Below are 21827 nucleotides of genomic sequence, written 5' to 3'. Positions count from 1 at the left end.
CAACAGCGGTCGATGCGCCCTAGGCGAGCGCCGAATAGTCCATTGCGGCGAGGTCGGTGAGCAGATCGGGTCCCGTCGGCTCCCATCCCAGCCGCGCGCGCGTCCAGGCGTTCGACGCGACCATGTCGAGCGCTGCGAAGGGGGCCATCCAGCCAAAATAGCGTTCGACTTCGTCGGCCGCGATCGAGCGGACCGGCAGCCCGCTTCCCTTCCCGATCGCTTCAGCGATGGCGCGCGCCGTGACGCCCTCCTCCACCGACGCATTGTAGCGCGCGCCCGGTTCGCCCTTGTCCAGTGCCAGGACGTAAAGCTCGGCGACGTCGCTGACGTGCGCGGCAGACCAGCGGGTCTTGCCCTCGCCCAGATACGCGATCGCACCGGATCGGCGGGCCTCGGCGATCAGCGGCGTGATCAGTCCGGCCCTGCTAGTGTCGTGGACCTGCGGCAGCCGGATGGTGCGGACATCGATGCGTCGCGCGATCAGCGCCGCGCCAGCAAGCTCGGTCGCGATACGCGGATTGGCGTGGCGCGGGTTTAGCACGTCCTCGGTCGCCGGGCCGCCGTTGAGCGGCGTGCCGATGCCAACGCCCGAGGTGATCAGGATCGGCTTCTGCGTCCCCTCCAGCGCCTCGCCCATCGCGGCGATGTTGCGTTGGTCCTTCTTGGTATTCTCGAAAAATGTCTGGAAATTGTGATCGAACGCGCAATGGATCACGGCATCGGCCGCCGCAGCGCCGCGGGCGAGCGTCTCGGGCTGTTCGAGGTCGCCACGGTGGACTTCGACGCCGACCGCTTCGAGGTGCCTGGCACCGGCCTCGGAACGGGTGAGACCGAGCACCTGATGGCCGCGATCCAAGAGTTTGGGAATGACGTGCGAGCCGATGAACCCGGTCGCGCCGGTCAGGAACACGCGCATAAAATAGTCTCCTTGTGCCGGGGCGGCATATCGCGATCCAGGAGAACCTGTTAAAGTAGTGACCTTATCATGGTATAACCCGTAACAGGATCGATCATGGCCGGCGAAACGCCCAACCTGCTCGGAGCCTATCTTCGCGACCGCCGCACCCGCCTTGACCCTGTGGCATTAGGGTTCGACAGCAGTCGACGGCGTACGCCGGGGCTGCGCCGCGAGGAAGTTGCCAGCCGCGCGAACATCAGCCCGACATGGTACACTTGGCTGGAGCAGGGGCGCGGTGGCGCGCCATCAGCCGACGTACTGGACCGCATTGCCAAAGGGCTGATGCTGACCGAGCCGGAGCGCGAGCACCTCTACATGCTGGGCCTCGGCCGCCCGCCGGAGGCGCGTTACCAGGCCGTCGACGGGATCTCCCCCCGGCTGCAACGCGTGCTGGACGGGATGGTGCTGAGCCCCGCGATCGTCAAAACAGCAATGTGGGATGTTGTCGGGTGGAACCGGGCGGCGGCGCTGCTGCTGACCGATTATGCCAAGCTGCCGCGCGAAGACCGCAACATCCTCCGCCTGATGTTCGGGAGCGACCAGGTCCGCCTCCGAAACGCGGATTGGGACGGCGTCGCCCGCTTCGTTGTCGGTGGCTTTCGCGCGGACGTAGCGCGCGCCGGTGCCAATAACAGCGCGGCAGTAACCAAGCTGGTCAGTGAATTGTGTCGCGTGAGCCCGCAGTTCGAGGCCCTGTGGCAAGACAATGATGTGGTGGCGCACGGCGAGGGGGTAAAGCGCATCCATCACCCAGAGGCGGGGCTGCTTGCCATGGAATTCTCGTCCTTCGCGGTCGAAGGGCGGCCCGAACTCGGGATGATCATATACAACCCCGCCACGCCAGCGGATGCCGATCGACTGCGCGCGCTGTTGGACGCTCATGACGATTGATGGAGATCGGGCGGCCCCGAAACGGAGATCGTCCACTCGCCGACCAGTCCGCGCCGTGACAGAGGCCGAAAAGCCAGGATTTCCAACTTTCGCAGTCCCGTAGATACCGGCATCGCGGCGGTGGCACGCGATGCGCGTCTGGTTTAGCTTCGGCCCCATGACCACAGGCAAAATCCGAATCGGCATTGGCGGGTGGACCTATGAGCCGTGGCGCGGGGTGTTTTTCCCCGATAAATGGCCGATCAAGCGCGAACTTGAATATGCGGCGGCACGGCTGACCGCGATCGAGGTCAACGGGACCTATTATTCGTCGCAAAAGCCCGCGACGTTCGCTTCCTGGGCAAAGGCGGTGCCAGACGGTTTTGTGTTCGCGCTGAAGGCCTCGCGCTATTGCACCAACCGCAAGGTCCTGGCCGAAGCAGGCGAGTCGATCGCTCGCTTCACGGGGCAAGGGATTGTCGAGCTCGGAGATCGGCTGGGGCCGATCCTATGGCAGTTTATGGCAACCAAGCAGTTCGATCCCGATGATTTCGGGGCCTTCCTCAAGCTGCTGCCGCGGCACCAAGATGGGGTCGCGTTACGTCACGCGGTGCAGGTTCGACACGCCAGTTTCCAGGTTCCCGAATTCGTCGCGCTGGCGCGGGCCGCCGGTGTGGCGATTGTCTATGCCGATTCGGCGGACTATCCCGCGATTGCCGATGTCAGCGGCGACTTTGTCTATGCCCGGCTCGAAGCCGCAGTGGAGGAAGAACCCACCGGCTATGCGCCTGCAGCGCTGGATCGCTGGGCCGATGTGGCGCGCGGCTGGGCCCGGGGCGAGGCACGCGATCCCCTGGTGCGTTTTGCCGAGCCTGCGCCCGAAGTCCCCCGCGATACCTTCGTGTTCTTCATCAACGGCGCAAAGGTGCGCGCGCCGGCCGGGGCGATGGCACTGATCGAACGGATCGACGGCTAGCGCGGCTGGGGGGCCGACTCCGGCTGTGGCGTTGCGCCGCCGGGTGCAGCCGCGCCCTGTGCGGTCCGAACCGCCGGTGCTGGCGCGGGCGCGACGGCTATAGCGGGCGCGGCATTGACACTCGGGGCAAAAAGCGCCGCACTTTCGATCGTGTCGAGTGCGCGACGCGCTGCGATGTAACGCCGTGCTGCGCTCGTCCAGCGCTCCGCCCGCGGGGCACCGGGTGTGCGCGAAACTTCGGCGAGGGCCGCCTCGACCTGCCCGGCATCCAGCAAACGGCGCGCGCGCGCGACGCGATCGACCGGCAGCGGCGAAGGTGTTCCCGCCTTGCGCACGACCACCAGATTGCTGAGTTCGCGTTTCAGGCTTTGCCACCAGCCGGTGCTGGCCATCCCGGTCATGAGCTCGGGCGCAACCCCGTCGAGCCCGATGCGCAGATCCTCCAGCGTCACCGGTTCGCGCGCGGCTTGCACGATGGTGGCGATCGCTGCAGGCTGCACGCTACCGAAGCGTTCGCGCAACTGATCCTCGAGAAACCCCAGATTGAGCCCGCGGTCGAGCGCACGGCGCGCGGCGAAGGCGACCATCAACCCCTCGCTCCGCGTCGCATAGCCAGAGGCACGCCGTGCATCGCGATCGATCGTTCCCGACCGTGCTTCCAGATCGCCGATCTTGTCGGCCAGTTCGACTTCGCGGCTGGACAAGGCGGCAAGGTCGATCGTCGGGACCGGGGCGTTGGTCTTGCTCGGCACGATTACGACCGGCGCTTGTCCGTTGCTGCCAACCGGTAGCGTGACGGTGGCGACCGGCTTGGTGTCGCCGCCCCGGACGAGGCGCAAGATGACGAAAGCGGTGGCGCTCGCCCCGATCAGGAACGCGATCAGCCCGAGCGCGATCGCCCGCCGCCAGCCGAGGCCGTCCGACGTCGCGACCCGCGGGGGCGGCACGAAGGGCGGCACGGTACGCGCCGCGACCGGCTCGACCTGCGGCGAATCGAAACGAGCGGGCGCGGTTTCGGGGACGGGAGGCGGTGTGTCGTCCATAGCCGCCTTATCGGGGCCATGACGCGGGCGGTCAACGGCTCGTCGTGCCGCCGCGCGCCTCCACCGCAGCAAACAAGGCGGCATCGTCCGGCGTCGCCGCGATGGCGAGCGCGCGCCAACCGCGCCCGGCGGCGGTGGCGATTGCCGGGCTGAAGGCGGCGATGTCCAGGGCCGCGCGATCCATCCCCAGATGTTCGAGCAGCCCCGCCAGTCGGCGCGCGGCGCGTGCCGAATGCAACAACGCGGTGGTTCCGGCGAGCGCGCGAAGCGCTGAATCATCGACGGGGATGGTGACGCTTTCATAGACGGGCACCACCGCCGCAACGGCTCCGCCCCGCTCCAGCGTGCGATCGCGACCGGTGAGGTGCAAGGCGTTGGCAAGCCCGTGCGCGGTGGCGATGGCCGCTATGTCGGCGGCGTTGCCGTCACCGGTCGCAATGACGTCAAAACCCGCCGCGCGTGCCGCCGCCGCCGTATGCGGCCCGACCGCCAGCACGGGGAGTTCCCGCAGCGCTTCGAGCCCGGGCCCGCCGAGCCGAAGCGCGTTGGCGCTGGTCAGAATGAGCGAATCGTAGAGTGTGGGATCGGGGACATCCCAGGGAAGCGCGCCCACCGCGAACAGCGGGAGTGATAGTGTTGCGAACCCGGCGGCCTGTGCGCGGGCGACGGTGGCGGCATTGCCCGGCTCGGGCCGCAACACCGCCAGTGTGGTCACGCCGCGAACAGCCGCCGTACCGACGCCGGAGCCCGCGCCAGCAAATCGGCCGCCAGCCGCGCGGCGAGCGTGGCATCGCCAACGGCCGCGCAAGCTTCGCCCGAAACGTGTGCGCTGCCATCCTCGGCGAACAATTCGGCGCGCAGGCGGATGGTGTCGCCGTCGCGTGTCGCCAGCGCAGCGACCGGCGAATGGCAATCGGCCTGCAATGCGGCGAGCAAGGCGCGTTCGACCAGCACACAGCAGTGCGTCGCTGCATCATCGATTGCGGCGAGCCAGCCGAGCATTCGCGTGTCGCTCGCCCGCGCCTCGATCCCGACCGCGCCTTGCGCGGGCGCGGGCAGCATGATGTCAATCGCGATGGCGACACCGACATCGGGGCGGCCAAGCCGGTCGAGCCCTGCTGCCGCCAGCATGGAGGCATCGACGGCACCCGCCGCGACCTTGGCCAGGCGCGTATCGACATTTCCGCGAAACAGCACAGTCGCCAGATCGGGGCGTATCCGTCGCAATTGTGCGACTCGGCGTGGCGAGCTGGTGCCGATCACCGCGCCCCGGCGCAGTGCGGCGATGCTTTCGGCCCCGATCAGCCGGTCGCGGACATCGGCACGCGGCAGCATCGCCGCGATCGCAATGTCGGCGGGGCGGATCGTCTCGACATCCTTCATCGAATGCACCGCGCAATCGATCTCACCCGACAGCAAGGCGCGGTCGAGTTCCTTGGTCCACAGTGCCTTGCCGCCGATTTCGGCGAGCGCGACATTCTGCACGCGGTCGCCCGTGGTCTTGATCGTAACGATCTCGATCGCATCGGCGGTCCAGCCATGCGCCCGGGCCAGCGTGTCGCGCACCATATTGGCCTGGACGAGCGCAAGCGACGATCCGCGCGTGCCGAGTCTGAATTGCGGATGGGTCACACGGGTCCTCTGGTTTCGTGATACCCCTCTTGGCGAAACCACCCGATTTCGACAAGCGCCGCGCAACACGCTAGGGGCGGCGCATGGCACTGATCCTTGGTCTTGAATCGAGCTGTGACGAAACCGCCGCCGCGGTGATTTCGTCTGACCGGCGCGTCCTCGCTCACCGCCTGGCGGGACAGGAGGCAGCGCACCGGCCGTTTGGCGGGGTGGTGCCCGAAATCGCCGCGCGCGCACATGTCGAAGTGCTGGCCCCACTGGTCGAAGCCGCATTGGCCGATGCCGGGGTAACGCTGGCCGATGTCGATGCGATTGCGGCAACCGCCGGGCCGGGCCTGATCGGTGGGGTGATGGTCGGGCTGGTCACGGGCAAGGCGCTGGCGCATGCGGCGGGCAAGCCGCTGATCGCGGTCAACCATCTCGAAGGCCACGCCCTGTCACCGCGCCTGGCCGATCCCGATCTCGCTTTCCCCTATCTCTTGCTGTTGGTGTCGGGCGGGCATTGCCAGTTGCTGCTGGTCGAAGGCGTTGCGCGCTATCGCCGCCTCGCCACCACGATCGACGATGCGGCTGGGGAAGCGTTCGACAAGACCGCCAAGGTGTTGGGGCTGGGCTTCCCCGGTGGCCCGGCGGTCGAGGCCGCAGCGGCATTGGGGCGGCCGATCGTGCCATTGCCACGCCCGCTGAAGGGATCGGCCGAGCCGCATTTCTCCTTCGCGGGCCTGAAAAGTGCGGTGGTGCGCGCACACGACGCCAAGACATGGAGCGTCGAGGATTTGGCCGCCTCGTTCCAGGCAGCGGTGATCGATTGCCTGCTCGATCGCACCGCGCGCGCGCTTGATCGTGCCGCGGGGGCGACGGCGCTGGTGGTCGCGGGCGGGGTTGCGGCGAATGGCGCGGTGCGGGGCGCGCTAAGCGCGCTGGCACACGATAACGGCTTGCGCTTCGTCGCACCTCCTTTGTGGCTGTGTACCGACAACGCTGCGATGATCGGCTGGGCCGGGGCGGAGCGCTTTGCCGAAGGTTTGACCGACCCGCTCGACATTGCCGCGCGGCCGCGCTGGCCGCTCGATCCGGGGGCCGAAGCGGTGCGCGGCGCGGGGGTGAAGGCATGAAGATCGGCGTCATTGGCGGCGGGGCCTGGGGCACCGCGTTGGCACAGGTTGCCGCGCGCGGCGGTGATCCTGTCTTGCTATGGGCGCGCGAGCCCGACGTGGTCGCTTCGATCAACCAGACGCACGAGAATAGCCGCTTTCTCGCAGGCATTGCGCTGCCGCCCTCGATCCGGGCGACCGGCGCGCTTGGGGATCTCGCGGCGTGCGATGCGTTGCTGGTCGTCGCGCCCGCGCAGCACGTCCGCGCGGTGTTGGCCGAAACCCCGGTCGGCACGACGCCGCTGGTGCTGTGTGCCAAGGGGATTGAGGCGGGGACGCAGTTTCTGGTCGGCGAAGTGGCGCAACAGCTCCATCCTGAAGCGCCGATTGCAGTGCTGTCCGGCCCGACCTTTGCGCATGAAGTGGCGGCGGGGCAGCCGACCGCAGTCACGCTGGCCTGTGCCGACGCTGCGCTCGGCGCGGCGCTGGCCGATCGGCTCGCCAGCCCGAGCTTTCGCCCCTATGCCTCGACCGATGTGATCGGTGCCGAGATTGGCGGGGCGGTCAAGAATGTGCTCGCGATCGCGTGCGGCGTGGTCGAGGGCGCGGGGCTCGGCCAGAATGCACGCGCCGCGCTGATCGCGCGCGGCTTTGCAGAGATGACGCGCTTCGGTCTGGCGCGCGGTGCGCGGGCGGAAACGCTCAGCGGCCTGTCGGGGTTGGGCGATCTGGTGCTGACCTGTTCGTCGACCAGTTCGCGCAATTTCTCGCTCGGCATGGGATTGGGCCAGGGCAAGCGCGCGGCGGATCTGCTTGCCGATCGCCTGACCGTCGCAGAGGGCGCGTTCACCGCGCCAGTGCTGCGCGATGCGGCGGCGGCAGCGGGCGTCGACATGCCGGTGGTGGAGGCGGTGTGCGCGCTGCTTGACGGGCGCGAAGTCCATGCCGTGGTGGGCGCGCTGCTCGCGCGCCCGCTACGCCCGGAATAGCCGCTACTAAAAGTCGATCGCGATACCCTTTGACTCCCAATCGCCATAGCGGGTGGGATCAAGGCCATCGGGGTCGCCCTTCGCACTTTGCCCGGCCATCGCCGCCGGTTTCGGCTCGGGCTGCGGCAGCGGCGGGTTCGCGCTGAGATAGGCAGGTGGCTTCACATGCGACGGGCGGCGGGCCATGGAGGTGTCCTTGGGGCGGCATGATGCCGTATGCCGCGTGACATCGGCGGTCTTTCCGCCCAATTCAACCCATCGCCTGCTATTGTGAGACCCCGCTTTTGACCCTTCCGCCGCCCCGCCGCTATATGCCCAAGCCCGAACCGGTCGATCCGCCGGGTGTTCCCGCGCGGCGCGCGGCACTGCGCCTGCTCGATGCCGTATTACGCCAGGGCCTGCCGCTGGAGGCGGCGATCGGGCGCGCAACGGCGGGAATCGAGCGTGCCGACGACCGGGCGCTGGCCCATGCCATCGCCGCCGAAGTACTGCGCCGCTTGCCCGATCTCGACGCGCTGATCGATTCGGCGACCAAGACGCGGCTGCCCGATGATGCCAAGGCGCGCTTTGCGCTGCGCATCGCGCTCGTCCAGGCCTTGTCGCTCGGCACGCCGCCGCACGCCGCGATCTCGACCGTGCTGCCGCTGGTCGATGGCGGCCCGCGCAAGCTCGTCCACGGCGTGTTCGGCACGTTGATGCGCGGCGGCGACCAGCTTCCCGAACAGCCGACCCTGCCCGATCCGGTGGCGATCCGGTGGCATGCCGCCTGGGGCGATGACGGGATCGAGGCGGCCGAGCGCGCAATGGCAGCCCCGCCACCGCTCGACCTGACGCTGGCCGATCCGGCCACTACGGCTGCGATGGCGGAGGCGCTGGGCGGCGTGTCGCTGCTGCCCGGCCATGTGCGCCTGCCCTCGGCGCATGTGCCCGAATTGCCGGGATTCGAGGACGGAAGTTGGTGGGTACAGGATATCGCCGCTTCGCTGCCCGCGCGCTTGCTCGGGCGTGGCCCCGGCGTTGCGCTGGACCTGTGCGCCGCCCCCGGCGGCAAGACGATGCAACTCGCGAGCGCAGGCTGGAGCGTCACCTCGGTCGATTCTTCGGAAAGTCGTCTGGCGCGACTTCGCGAAAATCTGGAGCGCACGCATCTGACGGCAGAGGTGATCGCGGCCGATCTGCTCTTGTGGTCGCCATCGGCTCCCGCAGATGCCGTGCTGCTCGACGCACCCTGCAGCGCGACGGGGATCTTTCGCCGTCACCCGGACGTGCTGCACCGCGTCCGTCCCTCGCAAATCACCGAACTGGCCGCGTTGCAGGCAAAATTGCTTGCCCGTGCCGCCGATTGGGTAAAGCCGGGCGGGACGCTTGTTTTCGCGACCTGTTCGCTTGAACCGGCCGAGGGAGAGGCGCAGTTGAAGCGTTTTCTGGCCGCACGCAGCGATTATGCGATCGAGCCCGTTGCGCAGGACGCGCTTCCGGTTGGCATCGTGCCCAATCCCGGCGGTTGGGTGCGCACGCTTCCCGGCATGGTCGATCCCGGCGGCAATGACGGCTTTTTCATCGCACGGCTGCGCCGCACCGGATAATCCCTTGCTTGCCCGGCGTCGTGGCCATGCTAGAGGCTGAAGGCTTATGACATACCGTCCTGTCCGTATCGCGCCGTCGATCCTGTCCGCCGATTTCGCCAAATTGGGCGAGGAAGTCCGCGCGATCGATCTTGCGGGTGCGGACTGGATCCATGTCGATGTGATGGACGGGCATTTCGTGCCTAATATCTCGATCGGTCCGGCGGTGGTGAAGGCGATCCGCCCGCACACCACCAAGCCGCTCGACGTGCATTTGATGATTGCGCCGGTCGATCCGTATCTGGACGCCTTTGCCGAGGCGGGCGCGGATACGATCAGCATCCATGTCGAAGCGGGGCCGCATACCCATCGCAGCCTCCAGCACATCCGCAGCCTGGGCAAGCGCCCCGGCGTGGTGCTGACCCCGCAGACCCCGGCCAAGGCGCTCGATTATCTGCTGGAAGAGGTCGACCTTGTCCTCATCATGAGCGTCAATCCCGGCTTTGGCGGGCAGGCGTTCATCGAAAGTTCGCTGCGCAAGATCGAGGCGGTGCGCAAGATGATCGACAAGGGCGGCTATGCTGTCGATCTGGAGGTCGATGGCGGCATCGATCTTGTCACCGCGCCCCGGGCGATTGCTGCCGGGGCCGATGCGCTGGTCGCGGGTACGGCGACCTTCCGCGGCGGCCCCGCGGCCTACGCCGCCAATATCGCGGGCCTGCGCGGCTAGATGGTTGAGCTGTCCCCCCTTGGAGCCCCGATCGAGTCCGGCCCCAATGTGCAGGGCGACAGCATCGACGAAGGCAAGCGGCTAATCCGCCAAGGGGGAGACAAAGGGTTGTCGCTGGCCGAACGTCTGGCCGAACGCTTTCATCGGCTAACCTGGCGGACGCCCATTCACGGAATGCGGTTGAAGGGTCGGCACCCGCTGAAGCTGATCGCGGTGCCGGACGATCCCTTTTTGGGCGATGCCAGGCGTGGCAACGCATTGCTCGATGGTCGACTGAGCTTTCGTGGCGAATCTCGCGCGATCGCGGCGCTCGATCTGGTGAAGCCGGATTTTTCCAAGGCTTTTGCCGAGTATCTGCACGGGTTTTCGTGGCTGCGCGATCTCTCCACCGTGGCCACGCGCGCGCAGGGAATCCCCATTGCCGAGGCGCTGATGCGGCGTTGGCTCGATGCCCATGCCGACACGGTCAGCGAACCGGCGTGGCGCGCCGATCTGTGGGGGCGGCGGATCCTGCTGTGGACCGCGCACGCACCGCTTATCCTGTCATCGACCGATCTCGTCTACCGCAGCCGTGTTCTCAATACGCTGGCGCGCGGCGCGCGGCATATCGACCGCGGGGCGGAAAAGGCCGCGCCGGGCGCGCCGCGCGTTGCGGCGATGTGCGGCGTGGTCGCAGCCGGGTTGTTGATCCCGGGCGGCGATGTGCGGCGCAGTGCCACCGAAGCCGCGCTTACCAAGGCGCTGGCCGCATCGATTTTCGAAGATGGCGGTAACGTCGCGCGCGCGCCCGCCGCACAGGTCGATCTGCTGATGTTGTTGACCGCACTCCGCGAAGTCTATGCCGCGCGACGGCTTGAAGCGCCGACGAGTGTCACCAACGCGATCGCGGCGCTCGTTCCCGCCTTGCTCGGCGTCTGCCATGGCGACCGCGATGTCAGCAGTTGGCAAGGCGGCGCGCCGGTTGGGGCGGCGGCGCTCGACCAGATCATCGCGGCAACGGGCGTGCGCACGCGTCCACTCCGCCAGGCGCGCGAGTGGGGCTATCAGCGTTTGGCGGCCGGATCCACCGTCGTCATTCTCGACGGTGCACCCCCGCCGATCGCGCGTTTGGTCGAGGGCGGGTGTGCATCGACGCTGGCGTTCGAAATGTCCGATGGCCCGCATCGGCTCGTCGTCAATTGCGGCGGCGCGCGCGCGGGCGTCGTGCAGCTTCCGGCGGCGCTGGCCGAAGGGTTGCGGACTACAGCGGCGCATTCGACGCTGATCGTTGGGGATAGCAATTCGACCGCGATCCATAGCGATGGCACGCTCGGGCGCGGCGTATCCGAGGTCGAACTTGCGCGGCAGGAGAGCGAGGGGTTGAGCCGCGTCGAGGCAAGCCATGATGGCTATGCCCGCCGCTTCGGTTTTCTCCATCGCCGCCAGCTCATTCTGGCGAGCGACGGGCGCGAGCTGCGCGGCGAGGACATGCTGCTCCCCGCGACCAAGCGCCGCAAGCTGGCGGCGACCGGCTTCGCCGTCCGTTTTCACCTGGGCGTGGGCGTGCAGGTTTCGCCGACTGCCGACGGACTTGCCGCGCTGTTACGGTTGCCCGGTGGCGGATTGTGGCAGTTCCGCTGTCGCGGCGGCACGCTGGCGGTCGAGGAAAGCGTGTGGATCGATGCCGATGGCCGCCCGCATGCGACGATGCAACTCGTCATCACCGGTGAATCGCCTGCGGGTGGGGCGAGTGTGAGCTGGGCGTTCAAGCGCGCGGGATAAACCGCACCGGTTGAATCTTCGCGGGCGAGCGGGCAGGGACGCGCAAAGCCATCCCCTGGAGCAACCATGACCACCATCCCCATTCGCCGCGCGCTGCTGTCGGTGTCCGACAAGACCGGTATCGTTGATCTCGCCCGTTCGCTTGCCGAGGCAGGCGTCGAACTCGTTTCGACCGGTGGCACCGCCAAGGCGCTGCGCGAGGCGGGTCTCAACGTGCGCGACATTTCGGACCTGACCGGTTTCCCAGAAATGATGGACGGCCGCGTCAAGACGCTGCACCCGGTGGTGCATGGCGGGCTTCTCGCCGTGCGCGACGATGCCGCCCATGTCGCCGCGATGGAGGAACATGGCATCGGCGCGATCGATCTCGTCGTCGTCAATCTCTATCCGTTCGAGGCGACCGTCGCCAAGGGCGCCGAGCGCGATGAGATCATCGAGAATATCGACATTGGTGGCCCGTCGATGGTGCGCTCTGCCGCCAAGAACCATGCCTTTGTCGCGATCGTCACCGATCCGGCGGATTATGCGGTGGTGGCGCAAGGCAGCACGACGCTCGCCGATCGCCGTCGCTTCGCCGCCAAGGCCTATGCGGCGACTGCCGCCTATGACGGGATGATCGCACAGTGGTTCGCCTTTGCCGACCAGGGCGAACGCTTCCCCGAGACGCTGCCCTTGACGCTGAAGCGCGGGCAGGCGCTGCGCTATGGCGAGAACCCGCATCAGTCGGCGGCGTTCTACACCGCCAGCGGCCCGCACGCGCGCGGCATCGGCCAGGCGCGGCAGGTGCAGGGCAAGGAACTCAGCTACAACAACCTCAACGACGCCGATGCCGCGCTCGATCTGGTCAGCGAATTCCGCGAGGCTGCGCCGACCTGCGTCATCGTCAAGCACGCCAATCCGTGCGGCGTCGCTACCGGCACCACGCTCGAACAGGCCTATGCCGCCGCCTTCGCGTGCGACACGGTTTCGGCTTTTGGCGGAATCATCGCGCTTAACCGGGCGCTGGACGGGGCGACGGCGCGCGCGATTTCGGGGATTTTCACCGAAGTGGTGGTCGCGCCCGATGCCGATGAAGAGGCGCTGGCGATCTTCGCCGCCAAGAAGAATTTGCGGTTGCTGCTGACCGGCGAACTGCCCGATCCGGCGCGCGCCGGGCTGCTCGCCAAGGCGATCACCGGCGGCTGGCTGGTGCAGACGCGCGATGGCGCGAGCAACCCCGAGCTGCAGGTCGTGACCAAGCGCCAGCCGACCGCCGAGGAACTGGCCGATTGCCGTTTCGCCTGGACCATCGCCAAGCACGTCAAGTCCAACGCCATCGTCTACGCCAAGGATGGCAGCACGGCCGGCATTGGCGCGGGGCAAATGAACCGCCTCGAATCCGCGCGCATCGCCGCGTGGAAGGCGAAGGACGCCGCCGAAAAGGCGGGTTGGGCAACTCCGCGCACGATCGGTTCGGCGGTAGCATCGGATGCCTTCTTCCCGTTTGCCGACGGGCTCCTGGCAGCAGTCGAGGCGGGCGCGACCGCCGTGATTCAGCCGGGCGGATCGATCCGCGACGATGAAGTGATCGCAGCGGCCGATGCAGCGGGCCTCGCGATGGTGTTCACCGGCGTTCGCCACTTCCGCCACTGAGGCGGCATCAAGCGGTCGCCGTTCAGGCGGCGACCGCTTCCGCCCCCGGCATCCGCCGGAACAAGGCGCGGTCCTCTGGACCGAACGCAAAGCGATATAGCACGAACAGATAGACACCGGCGATGGCGGGTTCGCCGATCAGCAGCTCCGCCCATTCGAAACGGTGCGGCAGCAGGGTGAACGCTCCGCCGACCAGCCCCGCCGCCAGCACCGCCCACGCCATCGGCCAGCGCCAGCCCGCGACGCGCGCCTTGAGCAAATGTGCCAGATAGTTGGATTTGATAATCGACGTCAGCGCGACCGACAGGAACAGCGCGATCGCCGGACCCGCCGCCTGATATTCGAGCGGCCAGCCGAGCCATTGCATCCCGAAGATCAGCGCGAAGCTAAGGCCCACCTGGAACAGCAGCATCCCGATCGAAATCGCCATGTTCTGCAGCCGCGCGATATAGACGAGCGCGGATTCGCACACCGCCCCGGTCGAGGCCGCCGCTTCCGCGAACAGCAGGAACGCGAGCGCCGCCGTCCCCGCGACGAATTGCGGGCCCACCGTCCCCATCACCGCCTCGCCCGGAATGGAGCCCATCATCGCGAGGCCGGTCTGCGCCGCCAGAATCCAGAAGCCGACTTGCCGCACCTGGCTGGCCACGCCGGCATTGTCGCCGCGCGCGAGACTGGTGGTGATGACCGGGCCCAGGATCGGGTCGAAACTGGTCTTCAGCTTCCCCGGAATCGAGGCGACCTGCTGCGCCATCCAGTAAATGCCGACGATGCGCGGTTCGAACATCAGGAACAGGATCGAGCGATCGACATTGCGCGTACCCCATTCCAGCGCATCGGCCCCGGCGAGCGGGGCATTGCGGCGGATCAGCGCGATGGTGCGTGCCGGGTGCAGCCGCCAGCCATGCGGTCGCCCGTAACTGCGCACGAACGGAACGGCGGATGCCGCCAGCGCGGCGATCATCGACAGCATATAGGCGATGACCAGCCCGTCATGCCGCGCGATTGGATACAGCACGCCCGCCGCGATCGAGATCGTCCACGGTTCGATCACCGCGCGCGCAGTCACCGTCGCCTGAACGTTGCGGCGATAGGCGAGGCCGGCAAGCATGATGTCGGACCACGCGCTGGCGACGATGATGCAGGGTAGCAGGCGTTCGAGCAGAGTCGGGCTGCTACCGTGATACATCAGCTCGGGCACCAGCATCAGCGCGGCGCTGGCGAGGCCCGACGCGATTGCGGCGACCACCAGGCAATCCCATACGATCTGGACATGCGGTCGCTCGTCCGCCTCCGCGATCGCTTGCGCCAGCCCGCGCTTAAGCCCGAAGGTAGCGAGCAAGGCCGCGACCTCGACGAACAACACCGCACGCGCAAAGGTGCCGAGCGTATCCGGGCCGTAGAGTCGGCCGGCGATGAACAGGAACGGCAGCCGCGCGACCAGCCGCATCATGAAGCCGATGATGTTGGTGCGGCCACCTTTGGCCAGCGCGTCGATTTCTTCCGTGCTTTGCCCGCCGGTCACGCCTGCGAGAGCGCTCAATGCGCGGCCCCCCAGCTGAGCCCGGTGCCGATCTCGATGCCCAGCGGAACGCTGAGCGTCACCGCGGGCTCGGCGGCGGTTGCCATCACGCGTTCGATCACCGGCTTGGCCGCGGCGACATCGCCTTCGGGCAGTTCGAAGACGAGTTCGTCATGCACCTGTAGCAGCATCCGTACATTGGGCAGGCCAGCCTCGATCAAGGCGGGGCCCATCCGCACCATCGCGCGCTTGATGATGTCGGCGCAGGTGCCTTGTATCGGGGCGTTGATTGCGGCGCGTTCGGCCCCCTGGCGCTCATGCTGCACCTTGGAGGCGATGCGCGGGAAATGCGTTTTCCGCCCGAACAGGGTGGTGGTGTAGCCGGTCTCGCGCACGCTCTCGGTGGTCTGGGCGATATAGTTGCGGATGCCGGGGAAGCGGTCGAAATAGCGGTCGATCATCGCTTGCGCTTCGTCCGCCGTCACATCCAGCCGCCCGGCCAGGCCCCAGCGGCTGATGCCGTAGAGGATGGCGAAGTTGATCGTCTTGGCGCGCCCGCGCGTGTCGCGATTGACCTCGCCGAACAATTCCTGCGCGGTCATGCTGTGAATGTCGGCCCCGCTGGCAAACGCCTCGCGCAGCGCGGGTACGTCGGCCATGTGCGCAGCGAGCCGCAACTCGATCTGCGAATAGTCGGCGGCGAGCAGCACGTTGCCCGGCTCCGCGACGAAGGCATCGCGAATCTGGCGGCCGATTTCGGTGCGGATCGGGATGTTCTGCAAATTGGGGTCGGTCGAGGATAAGCGCCCGGTCTGCGCGCCGGTCAGGCTGTAGGACGTATGCACGCGGCCCGTCGCCGGGTTGATCTGCGCTTGCAGGGCATCAGTATAGGTCGATTTCAGCTTCGACAATTGCCGCCATTCGAGCACCTTGGTGGCGATGTCCTTGCCCGGCGAATCGCGGTCGGCGGCAATGCGTTCGAGTTCGTTGACGTCGGTCGAATAGACGCCCGATTTGCCCTTGCGGCCACCCTTGATGCCCATGCGTTCGAACAGCACGTCGCCCAATTGCTTGGGGCTGCCGATCGTGAACGGGCCACCGGCAAGCGCATGGATTTCGACTTCGAGCGCGCCGATCTGCCCGGAAAACTCGCCAGACAGCTGCGCGAGGCGTTCGCGATCGACCTTGATGCCGTGGCGTTCCATCTGCGCGATGACGGGGACGAGCGGGCGGTCGACCATTTCGTAGACGCGCGTTGCGCCTTCGGCGGGCAAGCGTGGCTTGAACCGCCGCCACAGACGCAGCGTCACATCGGCATCCTCGGCGGCATAGCGCGTCGCGGCGTCGAGATCGATTTCGTTGAAGGTGCGCTGCGATTTGCCGACGCCGACCACGTCCTTGAAGGCGATGCAGCTGTGCGAGAGATGCGTCGCGGCGAGTTCGTCCATGCTATGGCCGTGCAGCCCGGCATCGAGATCGAAGCTCATCAGGATGGTGTCGTCAAAGGGTGCGACATTCACGCCCAAGCGGCCGAGCACGATCATGTCGTATTTCAGATTGTGCCCGATCTTGAGCACGCCCGGATCCTCGAACAGCGGCTTGAGCTTGGCCACCGCGACCTCTGCGCTCAACTGCACCGGTTTTTCCGCAAAGAGCCCGCTTCCGCCATGTGCCAGAGGTACGTAGCAAGCGAGATTGGGATGCAGCGCCATGCTGATTCCGACCAGTTCGGCGCGCGTGGCATCGATTCCGGTGGTCTCGGTGTCGATCGCGATCCAGCCCTGGTGGCGCGCGATGGTGATCCAGCGCTCCAACGCGGCTTCGTCGACCACGGTTTCATACGAATCATGATCGCAGGGCGGGTCCTGCTCGGTCGGCACCGCTTTCGGTGCCGCGACAGGGGCATCGGCTACGGCGGACAATTTCGCGATCAGCGACTTGAAGCCGTGATGCTCCAGAAACGCGCGCAACGGCGCGTCGGGAATGCCCTGCAATTCGAGCTCGTCGAGCGGCTGCGGCAGCGGTTCGTCGCATTTGAGCGTGACCAGCACCTTGGACAGCCGCGCATTATCGGCCTGCGCGATCAGATTGTCGCGCAATTTGCCGGCCTTCATCGTCGGCGCGGCGGCGAGCACGCCCTCGAGATCGCCATGTTCGGCGATCAGCTTGGACGCGGTCTTGGGGCCTACGCCGGTGACGCCGGGGACGTTGTCGACGCTGTCGCCCATAAGCGCGAGCACGTCGCCCAATTGCGCGGGTTCGACGCCGAACTTCTCGCGGACATGCTCCGCGCCAAGGCGGCGGTTGTTCATCGTGTCGTACAGATCGAGGCCAGGCTCGATCAACTGCATCAGATCCTTGTCGGCGGAGACGATCGTCACCGCCCAGCCCTGCGCCAGCGCGGCTTTGGCGTAGCAGGCGATGATATCGTCGGCCTCCAGCCCCTCGGTCTCGATACACGGCAGCGAGAAGGCGCGCGTGGCATCGCGAATCATCGGGAATTGCGGGACCAGATCCTCGGGCGCGGGCGGGCGATGCGCTTTATATTGATCGTACAGATCGTTGCGGAAGGTCTTGCTCGACTTGTCGAGGATGACCGCCATGTGCGTCGGCCCATCGGCCTTGTGCAGTTCATCGGCCAGTTTCCACAGCATCGTGGTATAGCCGTAAACGGCACCGACCGGCTCGCCATGAATGTTGGTGAGCGGCGGGAGGCGGTGATAGGCGCGGAAGATATACCCCGAGCCATCGACAAGATAGAGATGCGGCATTGCGGGTGGATAGCCCAAGCTTTCGCAAGGACAAAGCCCCGCTTTCGTGTCGGCTATCCGTGATTCGCCACGACGCTCGCCACCACCGCCTGCATCAGCGCCTGGCGGGCGGGAATCGGCTTGGGCGTATCGCCGATCATCACTGCGATCGCGTAGCTGCGGCCATCGGGGGCGATCAGCAGGCCGACATCGTTATAGCCGGCAGTGCGTCCGGCGAGATCCTGGCCCGTGCCGGTCTTGTGGCCGAAGGTCCACCCGGCTGGCACCGCGCCGCGCAGGCGCTGCTTGCCGGTATGCGAGGATTCCATCGTGGCCAGAAGATACTCGGTCGAGCTGCGCGACAACAGGTCCCCGCGCTTCAGCCGCGCCAGTGCCTCCGCAATGGCGCGGGGGGCCGCACCGTCGGGCGGATCGGAAACATAGCGTTCATAGGCGGCGATGCGGTCGGTGCGCGGGAGACGCGCGCGGGCGAGCGCAAAGGCGTTGCCGAAGGCGAAATCGGGTTTCCATACCAACCCGGCGGTCTGGCTTTGCAGCAGGCGCTCGCCCGGGCCGAAGCGAATGTCGCCCAGCCGCTTGCGCTGGAGGAAGTCGCGCACCGCATTGGGCCCGCCGACATAGCGCAACAAGCGGTCGTTGGCGGTGTTGTCGCTCATCGTCAGCGCGCGTTGCAACAATTCGCCGACGGTGGTCTGATAGCCCTGCTCACCCTTGATCAGCGCCGCGATCGGCTGATGGAAGACGGTGAGATCGTCGCGGGTCAGCGTGATCGGATCTTCGAGTTTCAAGCGCCCGGCATCGCGGTAATCGAGCACGGTCATCGCGACCCACAATTTGCTGACGCTTTGCTGCGGCAGGCGTTGCTCGCCGCCGGTGTCCACTGCCCAGCCTTCCTCGATGCTGCGCACTGCGACGCCAACGCGTCCGTCAAAGCCCCGCACCAGCGCCGCGACATTGGCGACGAGCGCGGAAGGCGGCGCGACGGGCCGCGGCGCGATGGGGACCGTCACCGCAGAGGTCGGCAGCGGAGCGAGCGGCGGAGCGGCGGCGAGGCGCGCGACATGGACATTGGCATCGTGACCGCAGGCGCACAGGGCAGCGGTGAGCACCATTGCCGCCGCCGGTTTTGGGAATCGATACGGAAGAATGCGCGTCACCGTTTACTTGCCCCAATGTCCCGAGAAAGACCCTCTCTCCCGAGCCCCACATCCCATGATAGGGCAACAATAGGGTTGAGGAATCCTTTCGCGGCAACCGTGCGATGAATCGCCTGTACCACAGGATGAGACGAGCTTTTAGCGGGAACCGGCCAGACCGTTGATTTCAGGGCACCAAAATGGTGTCGAGCGCTTCGGGCAGCATATTTGGATAATCCAGCGTATAATGCAGCCCGCGCGATTCCTTGCGGTGCAGCGCCGAACGCACGATCAGTTCCGCGGTCTGCAGCAGGTTGCGCAACTCGATCAGGTCGGGCGTGACGCGGAAGTGGCCGTAATAATCGTTGACCTCGTCGGTCAGCATGCGGATGCGGTGCTGCGCGCGTTCCAGCCGCTTGGTGGTGCGCACGATCCCGACATAATTCCACATGAAGCGGCGGATTTCGGTCCAGTTCTGCTTGATGACGACTTCCTCGTCCGAATCCTCGACGCGGCTTTCGTCCCACGGGCGGATCGCCGGCGGCGGGGGCAAATCGTCCCAATGCTCGCTGATATGCTGCGCGCAGGCTTCGCCGAACACGAAACATTCGAGCAGGCTGTTGGAGGCAAGCCGGTTGGCACCGTGCAGCCCGCTCTCGCTGCATTCGCCCGCAGCATAGAGGCCAGGCAGATCGGTGCGACCGTCGAGATCCACCACCACCCCGCCGCACGTGTAATGCTGGGCGGGCACCACCGGGATCGGGTCGGTGGTCATGTCGATGCCGAGGCCGAGCAGCTTTTCCTGGATGTTGGGGAAATGCTCGTGGATGAACTCCGGCCCCATATGGCTGATGTCGAGATGGACGTAATCGAGCCCCAAGCGCTTGATTTCATGGTCGATCGCGCGCGCGACGATGTCGCGCGGGGCCAGTTCCAGCCGCGGATCGAAATCGGGCATGAAGCGATAGCCGGTGTCGGGGATGAGCAATTGCCCGCCCTCGCCGCGCACCGCCTCGGTGATCAGGAAGTTCTTGACGTCGAGATTGTAGAGGCAGGTCGGGTGGAACTGCATCATCTCCATGTTGGAAACACGGCAGCCCGCGCGCCACGCCATGGCGATTCCGTCCCCGGTTGCGCCACGCGGTGCCGTCGAAAACAGATAGGTGCGCCCTGCCCCGCCCGTTGCGAGGATCGTTGCGCGCGCGGTGTACAGCTCGACCCGACCGGTCGCGCGGTTGACGGCATAGACGCCCCACACATGCCCGGCGCCCGAATAGCGTTCCTCATGCCGACTGGTGGCAAGGTCGATCGCGACCATGTCGGGGACGAGCGTGATGTTGGGATGGTCGGTCGCGGCGCGTTGTAGCGCCTCCTGTACCGCCCAGCCGGTCGCATCGGCAACATGGACGATGCGGCGGTGCGAATGGCCGCCCTCGCGCGTCAAATGCAGCGCGCCGCCATTCTCTTCGCTTTCGGTCGCAAAGGGCACGCCCAGTTCGCGTAAGCGTGCAATCGCAGCGGGTGCGCGCTCGACCACCATTTCGACGGTCGCACGGTTGTTCAGCCCGGCACCCGCGATCATCGTGTCTTCGATATGGCTTTCGAAGGTGTCGCCTTCTTCCAGCACGGCCGCGATGCCGCCTTGCGCCCAGGCGGTCGAGCCTTCGTCGAGCCGCCCCTTGGCGAGCACCGTAACCTTGAACCGATCAGCGAGGTTGAGCGCTGCGGTGAGCCCGGCTGCACCCGAGCCGATGATGAGCACGTCCGAGGTGTTGGTCTGGGGCAAAAGCAAATCCGTTCGTGTCGAGCGCAGTCGAGACACCTGTCGCGGCGGCCCGCAGGGTTCTCGACTACGCTCGAACCGAACGGGAAGACAAGGGGATTAGGCGGCGTTCGATGCCCGCGTGAGGTTTAGGAAGACGTCCTCCAGATCAGCTTCGCGCGTCGAGACGTCGACGATGCCATATCCATCAGCCTGCACCGCAGCGAGCACCTGGCCCGCATTCACCTGGTCCTTGGCATAAGTAATGGCGAGCGTGCGCGTGCCCTTGAGCGCGATCTTCTGGAAACATGCCGCCGTTGGCAGTGCGGCAACGTCGCGGTCGACGGTCACCTCGACCAGCTTCTCGGTCGCCTTTGCCAGCAATTCGCGCGTCGGCTCGTTGGCGATGACCTTGCCATGGTTGATGATGGCGATGCGGTCGCACAATTGTTCGGCTTCCTCGAGATAATGCGTCGTCAGCACCACCGTGATCCCCGCATCGTTGAGCGAGCGGACATAGGCCCAGAGCTGCTGGCGCAATTCGATATCGACGCCGGCCGTCGGCTCGTCCAGCACCAGCACGGGCGGGCTGTGGACCATGGCCTTGGCGACCATCAGCCGCCGCTTCATCCCGCCCGACAGCGTGCGGGCATAGGCATTGGCCTTGTCCTCCAGATGCACCGCGCGCAGCAATTCCATCGAGCGCCGCTTGGCCTTGGGCACGCCGTACAGCCCGGCCTGGATCTCCAGCGTCTCGAACGGCGAGAAGAAGGGATCGAACAGGATTTCCTGATTGACGATGCCGATCGAGACCTTCGCGTTGCGCGGGTGTTGGTCGATATCGAAGCCCCAGATCGAGGCGCTGCCGCTGGTCTTGTTGACGAGCCCAGCCAGGATGTTGATCAGCGTCGATTTGCCCGCACCATTGGGGCCGAGCAGGCCGAAGATTGTCCCACGCGGTACATCGAACGAGACCCCGTCGAGCGCGCGCTTGCCGCCCTTATAGGTCTTGCACAGGTTCGCGATGGAGATAGCGGCCTCGGTCATGGCTTCGCCCTACGCGCGCCACGCGCCAAGCTCAATCCTCCCCGTGCCGGGGAGGATTGTTCACGCGCGACACCGCTGCTATGCGCGTCGCCATGATCGCTCCGCCCGAAATCGTCCGTGTCACCCACACCCGCAATCATTGCGATGGCGCGTCGGATATTCCCGGCGGTGCCAGCCTCGGCCATCCGCGCGTTTTCCTCGAAATCGACGAGAGCGGTTATGTCGATTGCGGCTATTGCGACCGGCGTTTCGTCCTGATCGGTGGCCCCGCCGATGGTGTCGATCCGTCGACCTTGCGCGATCACGGGGATGGCGCAGGCCTGTAAGCCGCCTATATTG

The 21827-nt window shown here is 66.6% G+C and carries 19 protein-coding genes; 9 read left to right on the top strand and 10 right to left on the bottom strand.

All coding sequences use genetic code 11. From position 1 onward, the window contains the following. Positions 1 to 19 precede the first annotated feature (19 nt). A complete protein-coding gene (locus EJC47_RS14380; protein WP_126848647.1) occupies positions 20 to 916 on the bottom strand; it encodes an SDR family oxidoreductase in 897 nt (298 codons plus the stop codon). 96 nt (positions 917 to 1012) lie between these two features. On the opposite strand from EJC47_RS14380, the gene EJC47_RS14375 reads away from it, so the two are divergent. After that, positions 1013 to 1849, top strand: coding sequence for a helix-turn-helix transcriptional regulator (locus EJC47_RS14375; protein WP_126848646.1), 837 nt, complete (start codon positions 1013 to 1015; stop codon positions 1847 to 1849). A 157-nt stretch (positions 1850 to 2006) separates the two neighbouring features. Beyond that, positions 2007 to 2804: a DUF72 domain-containing protein gene (locus tag EJC47_RS14370; protein WP_126848645.1), complete on the top strand. Its 798-nt coding sequence runs from the start codon at positions 2007 to 2009 to the stop codon at positions 2802 to 2804. Here the strand turns inward: EJC47_RS14370 and EJC47_RS14365 are convergent. The 3 genes from EJC47_RS14365 to hemC are packed head-to-tail and all read right to left on the bottom strand — an operon-like array spanning position 2801 to position 5479. Then, positions 2801 to 3847: a hypothetical protein gene (locus EJC47_RS14365; RefSeq protein ID WP_260591589.1), complete on the bottom strand. Its 1047-nt coding sequence runs from the start codon at positions 3845 to 3847 to the stop codon at positions 2801 to 2803. The two genes, EJC47_RS14370 and EJC47_RS14365, sit on opposite strands and share 4 nt — an antisense overlap. A 31-nt stretch (positions 3848 to 3878) precedes the next feature. Continuing rightward, the gene (locus tag EJC47_RS14360) at positions 3879 to 4562 is read right to left on the bottom strand and encodes a uroporphyrinogen-III synthase (RefSeq protein ID WP_126848644.1); all 684 of its coding nucleotides are present in this window, start codon (positions 4560 to 4562) and stop codon (positions 3879 to 3881) included. Continuing rightward, positions 4559 to 5479: a hydroxymethylbilane synthase gene (hemC, locus tag EJC47_RS14355; protein WP_126848643.1), complete on the bottom strand. Its 921-nt coding sequence runs from the start codon at positions 5477 to 5479 to the stop codon at positions 4559 to 4561. The genes EJC47_RS14360 and hemC overlap by 4 nt, the downstream gene beginning before the upstream one ends. 83 nt (positions 5480 to 5562) lie before the next feature. Between hemC and tsaD the strand changes: the two genes are divergently transcribed. Continuing rightward, entirely contained in the window at positions 5563 to 6594 is a 1032-nt protein-coding gene (gene tsaD, locus EJC47_RS14350; RefSeq protein ID WP_126848642.1) for a tRNA (adenosine(37)-N6)-threonylcarbamoyltransferase complex transferase subunit TsaD, read from the top strand. After that, on the top strand, positions 6591 to 7562 hold the full coding sequence (locus tag EJC47_RS14345) for an NAD(P)H-dependent glycerol-3-phosphate dehydrogenase (RefSeq protein WP_126848641.1): 972 nt from the start codon (positions 6591 to 6593) through the stop codon (positions 7560 to 7562). Before tsaD ends, EJC47_RS14345 begins: the two co-directional genes overlap by 4 nt. A 6-nt stretch (positions 7563 to 7568) precedes the next feature. Here the strand turns inward: EJC47_RS14345 and EJC47_RS14340 are convergent, their stop codons facing one another. Further along, positions 7569 to 7748 (bottom strand): DUF1674 domain-containing protein, encoded by a 180-nt coding sequence (locus EJC47_RS14340; protein WP_126848640.1) that lies wholly within the window; start codon positions 7746 to 7748, stop codon positions 7569 to 7571. A 125-nt stretch (positions 7749 to 7873) separates the two neighbouring features. Between EJC47_RS14340 and EJC47_RS14335 the strand changes: the two genes are divergently transcribed. The 4 genes from EJC47_RS14335 to purH all read left to right on the top strand — a co-directional run bounded on the left by EJC47_RS14335 (position 7874) and on the right by purH (position 13250). Next, complete coding sequence (locus tag EJC47_RS14335) at positions 7874 to 9148, top strand: RsmB/NOP family class I SAM-dependent RNA methyltransferase (protein ID WP_126848658.1); 1275 nt, start codon at positions 7874 to 7876, stop codon at positions 9146 to 9148. A 46-nt stretch (positions 9149 to 9194) separates the two neighbouring features. After that, positions 9195 to 9857: a ribulose-phosphate 3-epimerase gene (gene rpe, locus EJC47_RS14330; RefSeq protein ID WP_126848639.1), complete on the top strand. Its 663-nt coding sequence runs from the start codon at positions 9195 to 9197 to the stop codon at positions 9855 to 9857. Beyond that, the gene (locus EJC47_RS14325) at positions 9858 to 11618 is read left to right on the top strand and encodes a heparinase II/III family protein (protein WP_185867678.1); all 1761 of its coding nucleotides are present in this window, start codon (positions 9858 to 9860) and stop codon (positions 11616 to 11618) included. A gap of 66 nt (positions 11619 to 11684) precedes the next feature. Continuing rightward, complete coding sequence (gene purH, locus EJC47_RS14320; protein WP_126848638.1) at positions 11685 to 13250, top strand: bifunctional phosphoribosylaminoimidazolecarboxamide formyltransferase/IMP cyclohydrolase; 1566 nt, start codon at positions 11685 to 11687, stop codon at positions 13248 to 13250. A gap of 22 nt (positions 13251 to 13272) precedes the next feature. Here the strand turns inward: purH and EJC47_RS14315 are convergent, their stop codons facing one another. The 5 genes from EJC47_RS14315 to EJC47_RS14295 form a co-directional block, all read right to left on the bottom strand. After that, the gene (locus EJC47_RS14315) at positions 13273 to 14793 is read right to left on the bottom strand and encodes a lipopolysaccharide biosynthesis protein (RefSeq protein WP_126848637.1); all 1521 of its coding nucleotides are present in this window, start codon (positions 14791 to 14793) and stop codon (positions 13273 to 13275) included. After that, positions 14790 to 17543, bottom strand: coding sequence for a DNA polymerase I (polA, locus tag EJC47_RS14310; protein ID WP_126848656.1), 2754 nt, complete (start codon positions 17541 to 17543; stop codon positions 14790 to 14792). The genes EJC47_RS14315 and polA overlap by 4 nt, the downstream gene beginning before the upstream one ends. 53 nt (positions 17544 to 17596) lie before the next feature. Next, positions 17597 to 18655: a class A beta-lactamase gene (gene bla, locus EJC47_RS14305; RefSeq protein WP_126848636.1), complete on the bottom strand. Its 1059-nt coding sequence runs from the start codon at positions 18653 to 18655 to the stop codon at positions 17597 to 17599. A 211-nt stretch (positions 18656 to 18866) separates the two neighbouring features. Continuing rightward, positions 18867 to 20465 carry an L-aspartate oxidase gene (nadB, locus tag EJC47_RS14300; protein ID WP_033967535.1) on the bottom strand — a complete coding sequence of 533 codons (1599 nt, stop codon included), beginning with the start codon at positions 20463 to 20465 and terminating at the stop codon, positions 18867 to 18869. Positions 20466 to 20561: 96 nt separating this feature from the next. Then, complete coding sequence (locus tag EJC47_RS14295; RefSeq protein WP_033967537.1) at positions 20562 to 21488, bottom strand: ABC transporter ATP-binding protein; 927 nt, start codon at positions 21486 to 21488, stop codon at positions 20562 to 20564. A gap of 92 nt (positions 21489 to 21580) precedes the next feature. Here EJC47_RS14295 and EJC47_RS14290 point away from each other — a divergent pair, with 92 nt between their 5' ends. Next, positions 21581 to 21814 carry a zinc-finger domain-containing protein gene (locus tag EJC47_RS14290; protein WP_033967581.1) on the top strand — a complete coding sequence of 78 codons (234 nt, stop codon included), beginning with the start codon at positions 21581 to 21583 and terminating at the stop codon, positions 21812 to 21814. The last annotated feature ends 13 nt before the right edge of the window (positions 21815 to 21827 follow it).

It is taken from the genome of Sphingomonas sp. TF3 (assembly GCF_003985085.1).
In the GTDB taxonomy this organism is placed as follows: domain Bacteria; phylum Pseudomonadota; class Alphaproteobacteria; order Sphingomonadales; family Sphingomonadaceae; genus Sphingomonas.
The sequence above is the reverse complement of the archived record's forward strand: the minus strand, read 5'-3'. Positions and strand labels throughout refer to the sequence as shown.

Bases quoted from the DNA above. Each gene is read 5' to 3' on its own strand.
- EJC47_RS14380 (WP_126848647.1), bottom strand. From the start codon at position 916: ATGCGCGTGTTCCTGACCGGCGCGACCGGGTTCATCGGCTCGCACGTC.
- EJC47_RS14375 (WP_126848646.1), top strand. From the start codon at position 1,013: ATGGCCGGCGAAACGCCCAACCTGCTCGGAGCCTATCTTCGCGACCGC.
- EJC47_RS14370 (WP_126848645.1), top strand. From the start codon at position 2,007: ATGACCACAGGCAAAATCCGAATCGGCATTGGCGGGTGGACCTATGAG.
- EJC47_RS14365 (WP_260591589.1), bottom strand. From the start codon at position 3,847: ATGGACGACACACCGCCTCCCGTCCCCGAAACCGCGCCCGCTCGTTTC.
- tsaD (WP_126848642.1), top strand. From the start codon at position 5,563: ATGGCACTGATCCTTGGTCTTGAATCGAGCTGTGACGAAACCGCCGCC.
- EJC47_RS14345 (WP_126848641.1), top strand. From the start codon at position 6,591: ATGAAGATCGGCGTCATTGGCGGCGGGGCCTGGGGCACCGCGTTGGCA.
- EJC47_RS14340 (WP_126848640.1), bottom strand. From the start codon at position 7,748: ATGGCCCGCCGCCCGTCGCATGTGAAGCCACCTGCCTATCTCAGCGCG.
- EJC47_RS14335 (WP_126848658.1), top strand. From the start codon at position 7,874: ATGCCCAAGCCCGAACCGGTCGATCCGCCGGGTGTTCCCGCGCGGCGC.
- rpe (WP_126848639.1), top strand. From the start codon at position 9,195: ATGACATACCGTCCTGTCCGTATCGCGCCGTCGATCCTGTCCGCCGAT.
- EJC47_RS14325 (WP_185867678.1), top strand. From the start codon at position 9,858: ATGGTTGAGCTGTCCCCCCTTGGAGCCCCGATCGAGTCCGGCCCCAAT.
- purH (WP_126848638.1), top strand. From the start codon at position 11,685: ATGACCACCATCCCCATTCGCCGCGCGCTGCTGTCGGTGTCCGACAAG.
- polA (WP_126848656.1), bottom strand. From the start codon at position 17,543: ATGCCGCATCTCTATCTTGTCGATGGCTCGGGGTATATCTTCCGCGCC.
- bla (WP_126848636.1), bottom strand. From the start codon at position 18,655: ATGGTGCTCACCGCTGCCCTGTGCGCCTGCGGTCACGATGCCAATGTC.
- EJC47_RS14295 (WP_033967537.1), bottom strand. From the start codon at position 21,488: ATGACCGAGGCCGCTATCTCCATCGCGAACCTGTGCAAGACCTATAAG.
- EJC47_RS14290 (WP_033967581.1), top strand. From the start codon at position 21,581: ATGATCGCTCCGCCCGAAATCGTCCGTGTCACCCACACCCGCAATCAT.